The organism is Gangjinia marincola (assembly GCF_039523415.1).
GTDB lineage: Bacteria > Bacteroidota > Bacteroidia > Flavobacteriales > Flavobacteriaceae > Gangjinia > Gangjinia marincola.
Genome location: NZ_BAAAFG010000005.1, coordinates 58,919 through 75,690 on the forward strand (window position 1 = coordinate 58,919; position 16,772 = coordinate 75,690).

The following is a 16,772-nucleotide window of genomic DNA, read 5'->3' on the forward strand; positions in this document are numbered from 1 at the left end:
AAATCATATTTTTGAATGCATGAACAAGAAGCTGTTTGTTTTGCTTGTTGTATTGATGAGTTTGTCGCTTATTGGGATCATTTTTGTTCAGGGATTCTGGATAAAAAGTAGTGTGGAGAGTAATGAAGAGCAGTTTTCGTTCAATGCAAAACAGATCCTCATAGAAGTTTCAGAAAAAATAGAAAACGCAGAAGTTGAAAGCTATTTTTTTGCGATAAGAAATAACATCGTCAATACAAATCAGCCGGACCAAAAAAAAATTCAGGAATTATTCACAGTAGAGAAAGATCAGCTCACTAATAACGTATACACCTATTCTAACAGTCTTATAGAAGAGGATTATAAGTTATCTTCGGACTTTCTTAAAAATACTTCAGATAGTATTACGTTCAAAAAGTTAACCAATAAAGTAGTTACTCAACTCATTAGAAAAGACACGATAGACGGTAAACCTATCATGTCTCAAAATGAGATGGTTCAGTTTTTCAATATGGAACCTTTTGAAAAAGAGGTTATTAAGAGGACAATAGCCCGCGAGGCTGCAAAGCAACCTGTTAATAAACGAGTTTCAAGAAAATTCATCCAAGCGGTTATTGAGAAGGAATTAGCCTTACGAGAAATTGAAACCGATGTAGAATTTGGGATTTACAGTAACGGACTTCCTACCAGCGTACATACCGATAATTTTGAGTTAAACGAACCTTCAGTATATGGAATAGCATTGTTTGAAGATGAGGATGGTTTTAGTAACTATCAATTGTTCATCAATTTTGTAGAAAAAAAAGATATTGTACTAAGTTCAATTTACTTTATGTCTCTGCTCTCAATCATATTCACATTAATCATCGTGATAGCTTATTCAAGCGCATTGTCTCAACTTATTAAACAGCGTCAAATATCCCAGATTAAAACGGACTTTATCAATAATATGACGCATGAGTTCAAAACACCTATCGCAACAATTAATCTGGCGTTAGATGCATTAAAAAACCCAAAAGCCAGAGAGAATAAAGACATGCTCAATCGGTATTTTGGAATGATACGCGAAGAGAATAAACGTATGCATGCACAAGTAGAAAATGTATTGCGTATGTCTAAATTAGAGCGTAATGAGTTAAACATAGCTAAAGAGCGCCTTGATTTTCAGGAAATTATTGAAAGCGCGGTGCTTCATATTGAATTAATCGTAGAAAATCGAAACGGAAAGATCAATACCTATTATAACTCAAAACGTAAATCAGTCTTAGGGAATGATATGCATTTAACTAATGTGATCGTAAATATCCTGGATAATGCGGTAAAGTACTCTCCTGAAGAACCCATTTTAGACATCTACACAGAAAATATAAATAATCAAGTGGTTTTATACGTTAAAGATCACGGGATTGGAATGAGTAAAACAGCTCAAAAGAAAATATTTGAAAAATTTTTTCGTGAACACACCGGTGATATTCATAATGTAAAGGGTCATGGATTAGGCTTGGCATACGCTAAGAGGATAATTGATGATCATCATGGAAGCATAAGTGTGACTAGTGAAAAAGGAAAAGGAAGCACCTTTACAATTAAATTACCTTTAATAACATAAATATGGAAACTGAACAAAAAAAGATTTTATTGGTAGAAGATGACCCAAACTTTGGGATCGTTTTAAAAGATTACTTATCCATGCATGAGTATGCGGTAACGCACGCAAAAAATGGGATGGAAGGATTTGAAAAATTCAAAAAAGATGATTACAATCTTGTGATTTTGGATGTTATGATGCCCTATAAGGATGGATTCACCTTGGCAAAAGAAATTAGAGAAAAAAATGAAGAGGTGCCTATCATCTTTCTAACGGCAAAAGCGATGAAAGAAGATGTGCTAAAGGGATACAAAGTTGGAGCAGACGATTATCTCAATAAACCTTTTGACAGCGAAGTGCTTTTAGCCAAGATAAAAGCGATCATGCAGCGTAAAGCAACTGATAGTATTGCAGATAGCAAGCAATTTGAGTTCAATGTAGGTAATTTTCACCTTAACTCTAAGCTAAGATTCTTAACCTTTGAAGGGGAGGAGCCAATCAAACTTTCACCAAAAGAAAATGATCTTTTACGTCTTTTAGCATTACATGAAAATGATTTAATGCCCAGAGAATTGGCGTTGACTAAAATATGGCGTGATGATAATTATTTTACCTCACGCAGTATGGATGTATATATTGCTAAATTGCGTAAGTACCTTAAGAAAGACGACTCTGTAGAGATTCTAAACATTCATGGTGAAGGTTTTAGACTTGTCGTTAAAGATGTGGATAAGGCGTAATTAGATTTCAGTTTTCAAGATAATCCTCCTGCTTGGTGTGGGAGGAATTTCTTCTTGATTTCTTTAATAATTTCTTCATGCGGAGTCGTATAATCATACCAATGTACTGACTCATCTTTTCTGTACCAGGTGAGCTGTCGCTTAGCAAATCTGCGGGTGTTTTTTTTGATTTCTTCAACCGCTTCGGGGAGTGTACAATCTCCATCGAAAAATGTAAATAATTCTTTATAGCCCACGGTATTTAAGGCATTTAATCTTTTTAGTGGATATAAAGCTTCTGCTTCAGCCAATAAACCATTTTCCATCATAGTATCTACACGCCGATTAATACGTTCATATATAATCGAACGTTTTGCTGTTAATCCAATTTTAAAAGGCTGAAAATTTCTGGGTACAGACTGATCCTTTAAAAATGAAGAATACGGCTGACCCGATCCAATACTAACCTCTAATGCGCGTATGACCCGTTGTGGATTTTGAATATCTATTTTTTCTGCGGAAACAGGATCAAATTGTTTTAATTTCCGCTGCAGCGGAAGCAATCCATTTGATTCAAATTCCTCTTTCAATTGTTCCCTTACCGAAGCATCTACTTTAGGAAAGTGATCTAGTCCTTCTAAAACAGCTTTTACGTATAATACGCTACCGCCAACCATACACTGTATTGGATTCTTTTCAAAGAGAAGGTCTAGTTTTTTTATAGCATCCCGCTCAAAATCGCCAACAGAGTAGGGCTCATGAATTGAAATATGCTGAATAAAGTGATGTTTAACCTGCGCCAGTTCAAGTGATGTTGGTACAGCAGTACCAATGCTCATATCTTTAAAGAATTGCCGTGAATCGGCTGAGACTACTTCAGCATTGAACGCTTCTGCCAAGGCAATTCCCAAGCCGGTTTTGCCAATGGCAGTAGGTCCCACAACGATAAGGAGCGAATTAGTCATCTCTTAAGGGTTCACCACAATTGTGACAGAATTTAGCATCATCCTGATGCTTTTTTGCATTACAATTGTAACAGGCTATCGTATTTAAAATAACCTTATTCTCTTTAGAATTCAAATTCTTTGAGTATTCTGAAGTGACAATTCCGGTGGGAACGGCGATAATACCATACCCCATGATCATGATCACTGCTGCAATAAATTGGCCCAGAGGTGTAACCGGTGCGATATCACCAAATCCTACTGTGGTGAGTGTTACAATACTCCAGTAAATCCCAACAGGAATACTTACAAAACCACTTTCTTCACCTTCAATAATATACATTAACGTTCCTGAAATTATGCACATCATGAGCACTGCAAATAAAAATACTGCAATTTTCTCCCGACTATCGCTAATTGCTTTTTTTAAATAATTACCTGCACCTAAGTAACGGGATACTTTTAAAATTCTAAAAATACGTAATAATCGCAGTGATCTTACCGTAAGAAGAGCGCTTGAGCCCGCAATAAAAAAGGATAAGTAGAGTGGGAGTACTGATAGTAAATCAATAATACCATAAAAGCTAAAAATGTATTTAGTTGGTTTTTTAATCGAAATGATCCTGGCGATATATTCTATTGTAAATAGTCCTGTGATAATCCATTCCAGTAAATAAAATGTATCGGCATATTTTTCATTGAGTTTGGGGATACTTTCCAGCATCACAATAACGATACTAACTAAGATAAGTATCAATAAAATTACATCAAACAGTTTGCCCATGGGCGTATCTGCCTCATAAATGATATCATGCAATTTTCTACGCCATTTTGCTGGTGTGCTATTAGAGCTCAAAGATTTGCTTTTTGCTAAAAGTACAATTATTTTGGATTTCGTTTATCATTAGATGAAGTGACGCATTAATTGATTATACCTAATCTGCTCATAGTCATTTGCAACAATGTTAGCTAAACTATAATCCTGTCCTGTAGAATGTTTACTATCGTATCCTACACAAAAGATTCCTGCAGCATGGGCTGCTTTAATTCCATTAGTTGAATCTTCTATGACAACACATTCATTTTTATTGGCATTAGCAGCTTGAGCCGCTTTAATAAAAATTTCAGGGTGCGGTTTAGATTCTTTTAAATCAGCTCCGCTTAATTTACCTGAAAAATAGCGGTTAAGGTCAAACCTGTCAAATACTCTATTAATATTAGGCATAGAGGCAGAGGAAGCTACAATGAGTGTTAAACCGTTGGCTTTATAGTCTTGGATTAGAGACAAAACACCATCTAATAATTGAAGGTCATCATCTTTTGTAAAGATGAGCTTAAAATATTTTCGTTTAATGTCAACTAATTCCTCAGGAGCTTGCGCTAACTCATAGCGATCACATAACTGTTTGCAAATATTAAGGGTAGATTGGCCGGTAAAGCTTCGATAAAGTTCGTTAGATACTTGAATACCTACTTCGCCAAACATACGGTGATATGCTTTTTGGTGCAGAGGTTCTGTATCGACAATCACCCCATCCATATCAAAAAGGATTGCTTTAAGTTTGCTCAAAACTCTATAATTTTTATTCGGTTATTTCGGCGTAAATAGCCCTGAATGATATGTTTTGCATCTCTATTTTCCTCCATGGGAGTAATGAGTGTCTTCATGATTTGAGGGTTATTCACCTGATAATTTAAATTGAAGTAGCCAATACCTTTAAATGTACCTTCTTCAATTAATAACGCTGACTTTTCATCAACTTCTCTACCGCGATCAATGAGTAACATGTTTTTATTGTGATAACTATAGCGCTCAATAACCTGCTGTGCTCTCTTGTTATACTCTTCCGCACTTTCTTCACCCATGCAAGCACCTTCACATTCTTTAATGGAATGGTTAAAACAGCTGCCCGTACTTTTGTCTAAGCTTGTATATTTTTGACATAGGTTGTATTCTTCAGTAATACGCTCTAAAAAGCTTTTACCCGATAAGTAGCTGGAAAACGTAGTAATGGCGTTGTCTCTTCCATTCGCTTTGGCGATATTGAACTTTAAATAACCATCATCCGTAAAACTATGGTGAAGGGAATGACTAAATATCGTCTTTTTTAGTGCACGATTAAACTGCGGCTTGTTGCGTTTAATTTCCTCGTTCTCTTTCAATAAGGCTATTAGTTCATTGCCCGTAGCTTCAAAGGTGACTGCATGCACCAGTTTTTGCATTTCTTTTGACTTATGATTGTCATTGGTAAAATGCTGAGTGATTCTTTTTTTGATGTTTTTGCTTTTACCAATATAGAAGATATCCCCGTGTTCATCGTGCATATAATACACTCCCGTAATGGATGGGAGTTCTTCTATAATTCGAATGAGCTTTGCATCCATATTATTTTTAGGCGTGGTTCTAACGGTAGCTTTAATGATCTCTTTATCGGTATCTTTACTCAGTAAGAGTTTAAAAAGTTTTACAGTAGCTAACGCATCTCCATTGGCTCTATGCCGGTCTGAAATAGGAATACCCAGACTTCTCACTAGTTTCCCTAAACTGTACGAGGGCATATCTGGGATAAGTTTTTTAGAGAGTTCTACTGTACACAGCGTTTTGCGTTCAAACGGATAGCCCAAACGATTAAACTCAGTCGACAAAATGCGATAATCAAACTTTGCATTATGAGCAACAATCACGCAGTCTTGTGTTATTTCTACTATACGTTTAGCGACCTCGTAAAATTTGGGAGCATTACGCAACATGTCATTATTGATTCCTGTAAGTCCTACTACAAATTGTTGGATGGGACGTTCTGGATTGACCAGGCTAATGAATTGATCGATTACCTCATGACCATTGAATCTGTATATCGCAATTTCTGTAATACCTTCTTCATTGTATTTTCCTCCGGTGGTTTCTATGTCAAGTATTGCGTACAATTTTTTGTTATTCGTTATTGAGTTACTCGTTATTGGATTATATGTTACTAGCTATGGATTAATTAGTATGTAGTTGTTTTACTTTAAATCTTAAGTCTCTACTTTCTACCTACTACCTACTACCTACTACCTATTACCTACTACCTACTATCTACTACCTACTACCAAAAATAGCGCTTCCAATCCGTACCATCGTACTGCCATGTTTTATCGCGATGCTATAATCACCGCTCATGCCCGTTGAAAGAGTATCAAATTCATATTTAGTGTAAAACCTATCGTACAGTTTTTTAATACTTCTAAATTCTTCTGCGATCTGCTCCTTATTTTCAGTGAAGGAAGCCATTCCCATAAGTCCTTTGAGTCGAACATTTGGATAATTGGCGATCGTATTGTTTTGCAGAAAATTTTCCGCTTGGTCTAACGGCATCCCGAATTTCGTCTCTTCTTGTGCAATTTTGACCTGAAGCAAGATATTAATCGTACGATTATTATTTTCCGCCTGACGGTTAATTTCTTTCACCAGTTTTAGGCGATCCACCGCATGAATGAGTGAAACGTAGGGCGCCATATATTTTACTTTATTGGTTTGAACATGACCGATCATGTGCCACTTAATGTCTTGTGGGAGCTGCTCCTGTTTTTCGGTCATTTCCTGAATCTTATTCTCCCCAAAATCACGCTGACCCGCATCATATGCTTCCTGTAAGTCGCTTACAGGTTTGGTTTTTGACACGGCTACCAAGATCACCGAATCTGGTAAAATCTCATGGTACTTTTTTATATGTTCTGAAATACTCATGGCTAGGACTTAAAATTCGTAAATCGTAATTGCACTACGTAATTTAGGCTCAATGTAGGTACTTTTAGGGGGCATTTTAAGTCCCTGATCCGCCACTTGCTTCAATTCTTCTACTGTGACGGGCAGCATACCAAAACCTACCGCGTATTTTTTCTCATCGACCAAGCCTTTGATATAGGCTGCTCCTTTTTTTCCTTCCACATAGTCAATTCGGTCGCTATTGCGAAGATCTTGAATGCCTAATATTGGTGCGAGTACTGTTTTATATAAAATCTGAGCATCCAATTGATCTAAAGCATTTTCAAAGGTGTATTGAGCTTTTCTTAGGTAAAGGGAATAAAACTCACCATCCAGATACATATTAAAATGATGTTTTTTAGAAGGAACATACTCAGTAGTTTCTCTATTTTCTATCCTAAAGTGTTCATCTAACGCGATGAGAAATTCTTCTTTACTCAGGCCATTTAGGTCTGTAATCAGCCTGAAAAATTCGTGAATTTTTAAATGGGACTCCGGAATAATGTAGCTCATAAAGAAATTATACGCTTCATCACCGGTGTGCGAATCATTTTGTTTGTGTCTTTCTTGTGTCAATAAATATGATGAAGAGGATCGGTGATGTCCATCTGCAATGTATATCGCATCCATAGCCTCAAATTCGTGTTGGATAGCTTCAAGATCTTGTTTTTGATCAATGACCCATAGTAGATGCGTGTCTTTAAACGTTGTGGTGAACTCATACTCTGCGCGTTCACCCATTTTTTTCTCGATAATGATAGAAATGTTGGCATTATCAGGGTAGGTAAGGAGGACGGCTTCTGCATTAAATCCTACTGTGAGGAGATAGTCCTTAAATAATTCTTCACGCGCGGCTATAGTATCTTCATGCTTCTTGATGACATCATTCTCGTAGTCTTTGGCACTTGCCGCAGCTATGATTCCGCAGAAGACTTGTCCATTACGATCTACGATTTTATGAACATAATAACAGGGTTTTTGATCCTGAAAGAAATATCCATCTTCCTTAAATTCTTCGTATCTATTCTTTACCAAACCAAATCTCTTTTTACCCGAAATTCTCTTGTGGTATTTATATCCCGGGTTTAAAATGTGTAAAAAAGAAAAGGGATTAGCCTTCATTCTTGCGTTTCGCTCTTTAACCGAATAACTTTCGTAAGAGCGAGATGCAATTAGGCTTACTTTATCCCGGGTGGATCGTACTGCTTTAAATGGAATTATTTTTGCCAAGAAGTTGGTTTAAGGTTTTAGGTTTTGATCTGTGTTGTTGTATTGCTTATTAATATCTAGTTTGATTGAAGGGCAATAGGAATGAGGCATAAGGGAATAGGAATTAGGTGTTATTTATGGTGTACTTAGCATATTCATTTGAATTTTGCATTTCAAATTAAATATTTCCTATTTCGTACCTCTAACCTCGTACTTATTTTATAAACTGCCCGGCTACTTTCTCGGCTTTTTTGTTTTCGCTGTAATCATAAAAACCTTCACCAGATTTTACGCCCATCTTACCTGCAGCAACCATATTGACTAATAAAGGACATGGTGCATACTTAGGATTTTTAAATCCATCGTACAACACATTCAAAATTGAGAGGCAAACATCAAGTCCTATAAAATCTGCTAACTGCAAAGGCCCCATGGGATGCGCCATCCCCAGTTTCATCACAGTATCAATTTCTTGAACACCGGCAACCGCGTTGTACAGGGTTTCGATGGCTTCATTAATCATCGGCATTAAGATTCTATTGGCGACAAACCCAGGGTAGTCATTTACCGCTGTAGGAATCTTCCCTAATTTTTTAGAAAGCTCAACCACAGTATCAGTCACTTCTTGACTGGTGTTATAGCCATTGATGATTTCTACCAGTTTCATGATGGGTACCGGATTCATAAAATGCATCCCAATTACCATCTCTGGTCTAGAGGTAGCTGCTGCTAATTGGGTAATAGAGATAGAAGAAGTATTGGTCGCTAAAATCGTATCTTCAGGACAGTCTTGATCTAACTGATTGAAGATTTTCTTTTTGATTTCCATATTCTCTGTCGCGGCTTCAATCACTAAGCTAGCATATTCTACCCCTTCGGTAATAGCGGTGTACGTGGTTATGTTATCCAGCGTTTGTTGTTTGTCGCTCTCCGTAATCTTTTCTTTGGCTACCATGCGATCCAAGTTTTTGGTAATGGTAGCAAGTCCGCGGTCAAGCGCATCTTGAGAGACATCAATCAATTGGACTTTAAAATCGTTTTGAGCAAAGGTGTGGGCAATCCCGTTGCCCATGGTTCCTGCTCCTATAACGGCAATGTTTTTCATATGTTAGTATATTTTTCTTAGAATCTTTCGGAATCCCGGATTCCAACTTATATTTTTTTAGTTTTAAACTGTGCAATAATCTGTTTGGCAACATCCAGCGCTTCAGCACCTTGTGCTAAGGTAACAATTGGCGTAGTATCATTTTTAATTGCTTCCGCGAAAGCGTTCAACTCGTCTAAAATAGCATTATTCGCTTCTACCTTAGGATTGTCAAAATAGATCTGTTTTTTAAGGCCTTCGGCATTTTGAAGGATCATATCAAATTCCCCGGGATCAGTAGGAGCGTCCTTCATTCGCACGACCTCACAAGCCTTTTCTAAAAAGTCGACAGAAATGTACGCATCTCGCTGAAAGAAGCGCGCTTTGCGCATTTTTTTAAGTGAAATCCTACTGGCAGTCAAATTAGCCACACAACCATTTTCAAATTCAATACGCGCATTCGCAATATCTGGGGTGTCGCTTATCACTGAAACTCCGCTGGCATGAACCGCTTTAACCGCTGAATCAACCACACTAAGAATGACATCAATGTCGTGAATCATTAGATCGAGTACCACAGGCACGTCGGTTCCCCGTGGATTAAATTCTGCCAATCTATGCGCCTCAATAAACATGGGTTCACTAATTTTATTCCCAACCGCTTGAAAGGCGGGATTAAAACGCTCTACATGACCCACTTGACCTTTCACGCCGTGTTTTTTAGCCAGTGAGATCAACTCTTCTGCCTCTTGTGTCGTATTCGTAATGGGTTTTTCAATAAAAATATGTTTCCCGGCCTGAATCACTTTTTTGGCAGTTTCAAAATGATAGGTGGTGGGGGTAACCACATCGACCATATCAACAGCTTGGATAAGCTCTTCAGCCGAATCGAACAAATGATATCCAAATTCTTCGGCAACCTTTTTAGCGTTTTCTTTATCGCTATCGTAAAATCCTTTTAGGGTATAGTGGGTTGATTCGTGAAGTAATCTAAGGTGAATTTTTCCTAAATGACCGGCGCCAATGACTCCCGCGTTGAGCATAATGTGATTTTTAGCAAATTTACATTTTATCAGCAAACTTTGTGGGATCAATCACATCATTATCCTTATTTTTATCAAAAATTACTGCCTTGAGAGACCTTCCAAAACACCAGGGAAAACGCAGACAACTGGTATGCTTATTAAAAGAAAAGGGGATTACCTCTACGGCGGTGCTGGATGCCATCAATACCGTACCGCGCCACTTATTTTTAGAAAGTAGTTTTGAAGATTTTGCATATCAGGATAAGGCGTTTCCTATCGCGGCAGATCAAACGATCTCACAACCCTACACGGTCGCCTTTCAAACTGAATTACTGGAGTTAGAGCCCGGCGAAAAGGTATTAGAAATAGGAACGGGTAGTGGATACCAAACTGCGGTCTTATGCGAGTTAGGAGCAAAGGTATACAGCATTGAACGCCAGCACGAGTTATTTAAAAAAACCAAGTCCTTTTTGTCCAGGTATGGGTATCGCCCCAAATACCTCACGTTTGGCGATGGATACCTGGGTTTACCTAAGCATGCTCCTTTTGATAAGATCATCGTTACTGCGGGGGCTCCGGTTGTGCCCAAAGCGCTTTTAAGTCAGTTAGCGGTTGGTGGTAGAATGGTCATTCCCGTAGGAGAAGAAGTGCAAGTCATGACCTTATATGTAAGAACCTCTACCTCATCGTTTGATCGACAGGAACTGGGCGAGTTTAGATTTGTGCCCTTACTGGAGGATAAGAATTAATTTAAAATACACGCCTTTCATTTATGAAAATAAGCCCAAAAGCTCTAGGATTTGTAGCGACCCTTTTTTTAGTCTACGGGCTCTACGGTATGAATTTTAGTGATCTTAGTACACAAGAAAACTACAAAAGCTACGTTTTCTTTGGAATTTTTATAATTTTATTGTTTACTATTATTCATCAAGAACGAAAACAGAAGAATGAATAAGATTTGGATAGGAGTTGTACTGTTCTATAATTTACTAAGCGCTCAATCATACACAAGTTACTTTACAGGAGATACTGTAGATGCCTCTCCGCAACCCACCTTTGGAGTCTGCCTCATGGGCGGCGCTACCGAAAATGATGAAGCCATGGCCTGGTTCCTGGAGCGGGCGAATGGGGGAGATGTAGTGGTATTAAGAGCTAATGGAGGTGATGGGTACAATGACTACTTTTTTAATGATTTAGGCGTCACCATAAACTCTGTTGAAACATTGGTCATTAATGCGCTTGATGGTGCAACCGATCCTTACGTATTGCAGCAAATTTCTAATGCAGAAGCTATTTGGTTCGCTGGTGGGAATCAATACAATTACATCACCTATTTTAAAGACTCTATTGTAGAGGATATCTTGAACGAACACATCAATGTAAAAGGGGGAGTGATTGGGGGTACCAGTGCGGGGATGGCCATTATGGGATCGCATCTTTTTGACGCACAAAATGGCACGGCAACTTCTGCCGAAGTCCTCGCAGATCCTTATGATGATAAAGTTTCTTTAAATACAGATTTTTTAGAAGTCCCATTCTTGGAAAATACGATTACAGATACGCATTACGATAGGCCTGATGCCGATGACAGTCCGGAAAGAAAGGGAAGACATACCGGATTTATCGCCCGGTTTACCAAAGAAGACAACCAACGTTTTTTCGGTATCGCAGCAGAAGAATATACCGCTGTTTGCATTAATGAAGACGGAAGAGCATATGTCTATGGTAACTTTCCTGAGTTTGACGACTATGCTTATTTTATCCAACCAACCTGTTCGACCGATTTTGGGCCAGAAATTTGTGAACCAAATACTTCGCTAACATGGGATTTAAATACTGAAGCATTGCAAGTGTATAAAGTTCCCGGCACGACTGATGGAAATAATTATTTTGATTTATTTGATAAGGAAACCGCTCAAGGCGGAAGCTGGGAAAAATGGTATGTTATTGATGGCGTATTAAATATTGAAGATACAACAAATCCCGGCTGTAATACGCTGAGTGTAAATTCAGCAGAAGCTAACTCCTATTCTGTTTCTCCAAATCCCTTTATAGATCAGCTTCGTATTAACACTAAAGAAAGTCTGGATTATACGTTGAGAGATGTACTGGGAAATAGTATAATGACCGGAAGATTAGTGCAATCTCAAGAATTAGCAACAGATAATTTAAGTAGCGGAGTATATTTTCTAACTCTTCAGCAGGCCGGCACAACCAAGACGATTAAACTCTTAAAACAATAGACTATAAGTCTGGCACAAATTTTATACCGATGATGAAATTACTGCTTTTCCAGCCATCAAAGTAAGGCCAAAAATAATCAAGGCGTAAGAATCTAAATTTTCCAAATCCTATATTATCTAATCCTATGGAATACTCGCTGTAGGGTTTGTTATTTTCAGTATAAAGAACATGTGCACCACCAACCAGGCTTAGATTGAGACTGCTAACCCAGGGAATTTTGTTTAAGATATACCCTTTAAAATCATGTTCAGTATGAAATTCAGCATAAGAGCCATTGGTACTTAGCTTATAGTAGGGTAATAAATTAAACTGATTGAGGTAATTGGGTGTGCGCCCTATACGTGTTTGATTTCCCCAAAAATGTTGAAAATCCACGTAAGCAATATCGTTCGCATTGATAAAGGTACCTGCCTTGAGGTGATATCCAAACCGTCCTTTATTTCGTATATCAAATTGTTGAATCAATCTACCATTAATTTGGCCAAAATTATAGTCACGTACTGAGGCTCCAATGCCGCCCTCATAGGTTAGTGTTAGTTGAGGAAACTTTTCTGAACTCACATTATATTTCCCATCTGGGTAGGAGTAGTATTTCTGGTCAAAATTAATCCGGGTTGAAAAGAATAACTTCGTAATCGTATGGGCTTCAAATGATGGAACACCTGGACTATTCCTGCGTAATGGATTATTAGAAGTATAGTTATTTGATGCACTGGGAAAAACAACAAAATCTGTTGTATTAAAGAGAGGAACTCGCTCTTCAAAGCTTACTCTACCACCTAGTCTCACACCATTTGCGATATCCCTAAAGAAGAGAGCCTCAACGTATTGTCTTCCGTAGAGCTTCAGGAAATTACTTTGAAAAAATAAGGTAGATACAGTATTTCCAAATTTAGTGATAGGATCGGTTTGGTTTATACTTTCTACTCGGCTTCCGCCAGAAATTCTTAAAAAGGGTTTAGAGAAATTATTGAATTTTATATCAATACCACCTTCCATTCTAAAGCGATCATCAGAAATGCCATAATTCAAATTACTGAATAATCTCCAGTACTTACGACCTTGTTCTTCTTCTAAATCTTTAGTGAAATATAGTTCGGTAGATGAGTTGAACCCCTGCACTGTATTAAAACTTACAAATAAGGGGGAGGTAAAACCTGCTCTGATATTTCTTGAAGAGTTTTGCCAATCGTACCCAAAAAGGGGTGAGGTGATTTTGATTTTATTTTTTACGCCGTCAATGGAATCAAGATAAGGTTTTGATTTTCTGATCGTTTGTAAGCTATCCTTTTGGAAATAATCCTCTTGTTCTTCTATCGTAAGAGGAACCGGTCGTTTCTTTGCCCAATACGTAGAATCCAGTTGATTGGCTTTGATATCAAACGATAAGATTTCTTGCGAAAAACTATTCTTATCAAAATCTGGGGTGAAATTATAATTTGTGTATACGGCGGTAAATCTACCATCCCCTTTTGTTTTTAAGAACGCCCAGCTAAAGTCAATTGCTTGCGAGGTTTTGACCCAAATACTATCCTGATCAGAAAAATTAAAACTCTGTTTAAACGATAGCTCTTCAATGATAGGTACCTGAATTGATTTTCCGGTAGTTTTTAATTCAACACCATAAATTTGCCAGGTATCTTCTACAATATAGATGGTTCCCTTAAATACTACATCATCGTCCCGCTTAGGGTTAACCTTAATTTTGTTAATTAGATTTCCACGCTCATCATAAAAAACTCCTTCCAGTTCATAAGTGTAATAGCTAAAAGCATTACCGGCAATAGGAGAAATGAGCTGCGCATTGATGTCGATCGTACTATTGTAAAACGAAAAATTTGCTTCTTGTGCGCTGTTAAAACTAACCCCATTATCATTACCGCTGATTTTTGAGGCTATAATACGTTCGTTGAACTTATCTGGGGCCTTGAATTTTATTTTCGAAACTGTTTCAGATAGATAAACGATTCCGCTTCGGGTAGAGTCGAGTCCACCACCCAGGTCGCCCAAATCCTGACCTAGGATTTTTTCAGGGGCATTTTTAATTCTCCAAAGTCCTCTGGAGTAAAAGTCTGCTGTATAAGCGTCAATTTTTTGTTTATTTTTTTTCCTGTCCGCAATAGCGCTTCTAATAATAGCATTAGCAGGATTATCCTCGCTATCTATTAAAACTGTTTGGAGAGTAGTACTTTCTGCCTTCAGGGTGATGTTTATATCTACGTTTTCACTAAGGTAGGAAACTTCTTTTTGTTGGGTTTGAAAACCCAGGTATTGAAACGTGATGGTGAATGTACCATTTGTAGGAAGTTCCAGTTCAAAATAACCGTTTTCGTTCGTGGTCGTTCCGCGGTATGAATCTTTTAGATAAACATTAACAAAAGGTAAGGGTTCATTATTTTTATCAGTTACTCTACCTGTAACTTGAGCATCAATAGTTATATAAAGAAATACAAAAAGAAAGAGGCACAATGCTCTCATAGAATAATGCTGGTGTTTGGGTAGCTAACTACGATATGCTTTTTTTATTCGATCTAAGTTACGTTTATTATCCCGATCTTTTATCACCTCACGTTTATCAAATAGTTTTTTACCCTTAGCCAAAGCAATTTGCATCTTTGCCAAACCACGTTCATTAATGAATAATTTGAGAGGAATAATGGTAAGCCCCGTTGCATTTACTTCTTTGTAAAGTTTCTTTAGTTCCTTTTTAGTGAGTAAAAGTTTTCTACTTTGCTTTGGGTTATGATTAAAGTGCGTAGCGTGAGAATATTCTTGTACGGTCATATTGATTACGAATAATTCACCGTTTGAAAATTCGCAAAAGCTTTCGGTAATGCTTGCCTTTCCTGCTCTGATGGATTTTATTTCAGTTCCGGCTAGTTGAATCCCTGCGACATACTTCTCCAGCAGTTCGTATTCAAATTTCGCCTTTTTATTTAAAATTTTTACAGTATTCTTACTCATGTAACGCAAATGTAAAATTAGTAATGAAAGCTTGTCCTATATTTAATTATATTTTAAAGTATTTTTGCGGGATGAAAAAATCAACCTCAAATTTATTTGGTTCTGTCGTCCTGATTTTAATAGCATTAGTTTTTTCCTGTCGCAACACTCCTCAACAAAAATTAACAGCTCAAGAAATAGTAGATAAAGCGATCTATAAAGCCTGTGGTGATTCCTGCGGAAAGGCAGTCGTATCATTTAGCTTTAGAGGAAATCGTTACAAGCATACCCGCAATGAAGGAATTTATGAACTTGATCGTATAACCGAAGATTCTGTAGTTACAAGAGATATTTTATCCAATAACGGATTCAAGCGTTTGATCAACGGAAAAGAGATCATGGTGCCAGATTCTTTACGGCAAAATTACGCAGACGCGGTGAACTCAGTTCATTATTTTGTTCGAATTCCTTATGGATTAAATGCCAACGCGGTGAATAAAAAATTGGCAGGAGAAGCCCAAATAAACGGGAAGTCATATTACGAGATAAGTGTCACCTTTGATGAAAAAGGCGGCGGAACTGATTTTCATGATAAGTTTATATATTGGATTGAAAAAAATGAATTCACAGTAGATTATCTGGCATATTCATTTGATGTAAACGACGGCGGAATACGTTTTAGAGAAGCCTATAATCCAAGAATCATTAAAGGGTTTAGATTTGTGGACTATCACAATCTCAAACCTAAAGACAAAACCACACCTCTAACAGACTTAGATAGCCTATTTAGTGCAGGTGAATTGGTAAAAGTGAGCGATATAGAGGCCAATAATATAGAAGTTGAACTTTGTACTACTTGTTAGCATCATTGCTCAAAAAATGGTACAACAAAAAACCTCCGCATCAAGCGGAGGTTTTTTAATCCCAATTCCTATGTATAGGTTAAGTCCACGTGCCTATCGGCGTCATTTCTTACAAGCAGTTTCCATCTTGAAACACTGCACAGATTTTAGCTAATGTATTATCTTGGGGAGAACATTCTTTAGCAGGTAAGAACTTACTGCTCGCACCTCTTGTGGTACAGAATTGGGTATTATCGTTGATAGTTATGTTAGAGAAGTCGATGTAGGTATAGGTTTGGTTTACATAATCCTGCTCATCAATCTTAAGCATAAAGGTAGTAGGAGTATCATTTTTAAATCCCTCTACTAAGTAAAAGAATGAATTATCATCATAATCTTTATAGGCAGATACAGAGGCTACCTCAGAGATGATGGGAGAGAAGTTTG

General features: G+C 37.4%; 16 protein-coding genes. 5 read left to right on the forward strand and 11 right to left on the reverse strand.

What is annotated here, in order from left to right:
- Positions 1-19 precede the first annotated feature (19 nt).
- A complete protein-coding gene (locus ABD000_RS04075) occupies positions 20-1,588 on the forward strand; it encodes a sensor histidine kinase (protein WP_343764190.1) in 1,569 nt (522 codons plus the stop codon).
- A gap of 2 nt (positions 1,589-1,590) precedes the next feature.
- Positions 1,591-2,307, forward strand: coding sequence for a response regulator transcription factor (locus tag ABD000_RS04080; RefSeq protein ID WP_343764193.1), 717 nt, complete (start codon positions 1,591-1,593; stop codon positions 2,305-2,307).
- 14 nt (positions 2,308-2,321) lie between these two features.
- On the opposite strand, the gene miaA is transcribed toward ABD000_RS04080, so the two are convergent.
- The 8 genes from miaA to ABD000_RS04120 all read right to left on the reverse strand — a co-directional run bounded on the left by miaA (position 2,322) and on the right by ABD000_RS04120 (position 10,314).
- Positions 2,322-3,251, reverse strand: a complete 930-nt coding sequence (gene miaA / locus ABD000_RS04085) for a tRNA (adenosine(37)-N6)-dimethylallyltransferase MiaA (protein ID WP_343764195.1) — start codon at positions 3,249-3,251, stop codon at positions 2,322-2,324.
- Positions 3,244-4,086 (reverse strand): ion transporter, encoded by an 843-nt coding sequence (locus tag ABD000_RS04090; RefSeq protein WP_425545346.1) that lies wholly within the window; start codon positions 4,084-4,086, stop codon positions 3,244-3,246. The genes miaA and ABD000_RS04090 overlap by 8 nt, the downstream gene beginning before the upstream one ends.
- A gap of 48 nt (positions 4,087-4,134) precedes the next feature.
- Positions 4,135-4,800, reverse strand: a complete 666-nt coding sequence (locus ABD000_RS04095; RefSeq protein ID WP_343764200.1) for an HAD family hydrolase — start codon at positions 4,798-4,800, stop codon at positions 4,135-4,137.
- Positions 4,797-6,158, reverse strand: coding sequence for an exonuclease domain-containing protein (locus tag ABD000_RS04100; RefSeq protein WP_343764203.1), 1,362 nt, complete (start codon positions 6,156-6,158; stop codon positions 4,797-4,799). The genes ABD000_RS04095 and ABD000_RS04100 overlap by 4 nt, the downstream gene beginning before the upstream one ends.
- 154 nt (positions 6,159-6,312) lie before the next feature.
- Positions 6,313-6,960 (reverse strand): YggS family pyridoxal phosphate-dependent enzyme, encoded by a 648-nt coding sequence (locus ABD000_RS04105; protein ID WP_343764206.1) that lies wholly within the window; start codon positions 6,958-6,960, stop codon positions 6,313-6,315.
- A 9-nt stretch (positions 6,961-6,969) separates the two neighbouring features.
- A complete protein-coding gene (locus tag ABD000_RS04110; protein ID WP_343764211.1) occupies positions 6,970-8,208 on the reverse strand; it encodes a DUF1015 domain-containing protein in 1,239 nt (412 codons plus the stop codon).
- Between the two features lie 193 nt (positions 8,209-8,401).
- Complete coding sequence (locus tag ABD000_RS04115; protein ID WP_343764213.1) at positions 8,402-9,292, reverse strand: 3-hydroxybutyryl-CoA dehydrogenase; 891 nt, start codon at positions 9,290-9,292, stop codon at positions 8,402-8,404.
- A 47-nt stretch (positions 9,293-9,339) separates the two neighbouring features.
- Positions 9,340-10,314, reverse strand: a complete 975-nt coding sequence (locus ABD000_RS04120) for a Gfo/Idh/MocA family protein (RefSeq protein ID WP_343764216.1) — start codon at positions 10,312-10,314, stop codon at positions 9,340-9,342.
- An 89-nt stretch (positions 10,315-10,403) separates the two neighbouring features.
- On the opposite strand from ABD000_RS04120, the gene ABD000_RS04125 reads away from it, so the two are divergent.
- Positions 10,404-11,045 carry a protein-L-isoaspartate(D-aspartate) O-methyltransferase gene (locus tag ABD000_RS04125; protein ID WP_343764218.1) on the forward strand — a complete coding sequence of 214 codons (642 nt, stop codon included), beginning with the start codon at positions 10,404-10,406 and terminating at the stop codon, positions 11,043-11,045.
- Positions 11,046-11,243: 198 nt separating this feature from the next.
- Entirely contained in the window at positions 11,244-12,539 is a 1,296-nt protein-coding gene (locus ABD000_RS04130) for a T9SS type A sorting domain-containing protein (RefSeq protein ID WP_343764221.1), read from the forward strand.
- Between the two features lies 1 nt (position 12,540).
- Here ABD000_RS04130 and ABD000_RS04135 read toward each other — a convergent pair whose 3' ends face one another.
- Together ABD000_RS04135 and smpB are read right to left on the reverse strand one after the other, a co-directional pair.
- Complete coding sequence (locus tag ABD000_RS04135) at positions 12,541-15,018, reverse strand: DUF5686 and carboxypeptidase regulatory-like domain-containing protein (protein WP_343764224.1); 2,478 nt, start codon at positions 15,016-15,018, stop codon at positions 12,541-12,543.
- A gap of 24 nt (positions 15,019-15,042) precedes the next feature.
- The gene (gene smpB, locus ABD000_RS04140; protein WP_343764227.1) at positions 15,043-15,504 is read right to left on the reverse strand and encodes an SsrA-binding protein SmpB; all 462 of its coding nucleotides are present in this window, start codon (positions 15,502-15,504) and stop codon (positions 15,043-15,045) included.
- A 71-nt stretch (positions 15,505-15,575) separates the two neighbouring features.
- Here smpB and ABD000_RS04145 point away from each other — a divergent pair, with 71 nt between their 5' ends.
- Positions 15,576-16,346, forward strand: a complete 771-nt coding sequence (locus ABD000_RS04145; RefSeq protein ID WP_343764231.1) for a DUF6503 family protein — start codon at positions 15,576-15,578, stop codon at positions 16,344-16,346.
- A gap of 109 nt (positions 16,347-16,455) precedes the next feature.
- Here the strand turns inward: ABD000_RS04145 and ABD000_RS04150 are convergent.
- On the reverse strand, positions 16,456-16,772 hold a 317-nt coding region (locus tag ABD000_RS04150), incomplete at its 5' end, for a hypothetical protein (RefSeq protein ID WP_343764234.1).

Coding starts and splice junctions, on each gene's coding strand:
- ABD000_RS04115 (WP_343764213.1), bottom strand. CDS start 9,292: ATGAAAAACATTGCCGTTATAGGAGCAGGAACCATGGGCAACGGGATT.
- ABD000_RS04120 (WP_343764216.1), bottom strand. CDS start 10,314: ATGCTCAACGCGGGAGTCATTGGCGCCGGTCATTTAGGAAAAATTCAC.
- smpB (WP_343764227.1), bottom strand. CDS start 15,504: ATGAGTAAGAATACTGTAAAAATTTTAAATAAAAAGGCGAAATTTGAA.
- ABD000_RS04080 (WP_343764193.1), top strand. CDS start 1,591: ATGGAAACTGAACAAAAAAAGATTTTATTGGTAGAAGATGACCCAAAC.
- ABD000_RS04135 (WP_343764224.1), bottom strand. CDS start 15,018: ATGAGAGCATTGTGCCTCTTTCTTTTTGTATTTCTTTATATAACTATT.
- ABD000_RS04145 (WP_343764231.1), top strand. CDS start 15,576: ATGAAAAAATCAACCTCAAATTTATTTGGTTCTGTCGTCCTGATTTTA.
- ABD000_RS04130 (WP_343764221.1), top strand. CDS start 11,244: ATGAATAAGATTTGGATAGGAGTTGTACTGTTCTATAATTTACTAAGC.
- ABD000_RS04105 (WP_343764206.1), bottom strand. CDS start 6,960: ATGAGTATTTCAGAACATATAAAAAAGTACCATGAGATTTTACCAGAT.
- miaA (WP_343764195.1), bottom strand. CDS start 3,251: ATGACTAATTCGCTCCTTATCGTTGTGGGACCTACTGCCATTGGCAAA.
- ABD000_RS04075 (WP_343764190.1), top strand. CDS start 20: ATGAACAAGAAGCTGTTTGTTTTGCTTGTTGTATTGATGAGTTTGTCG.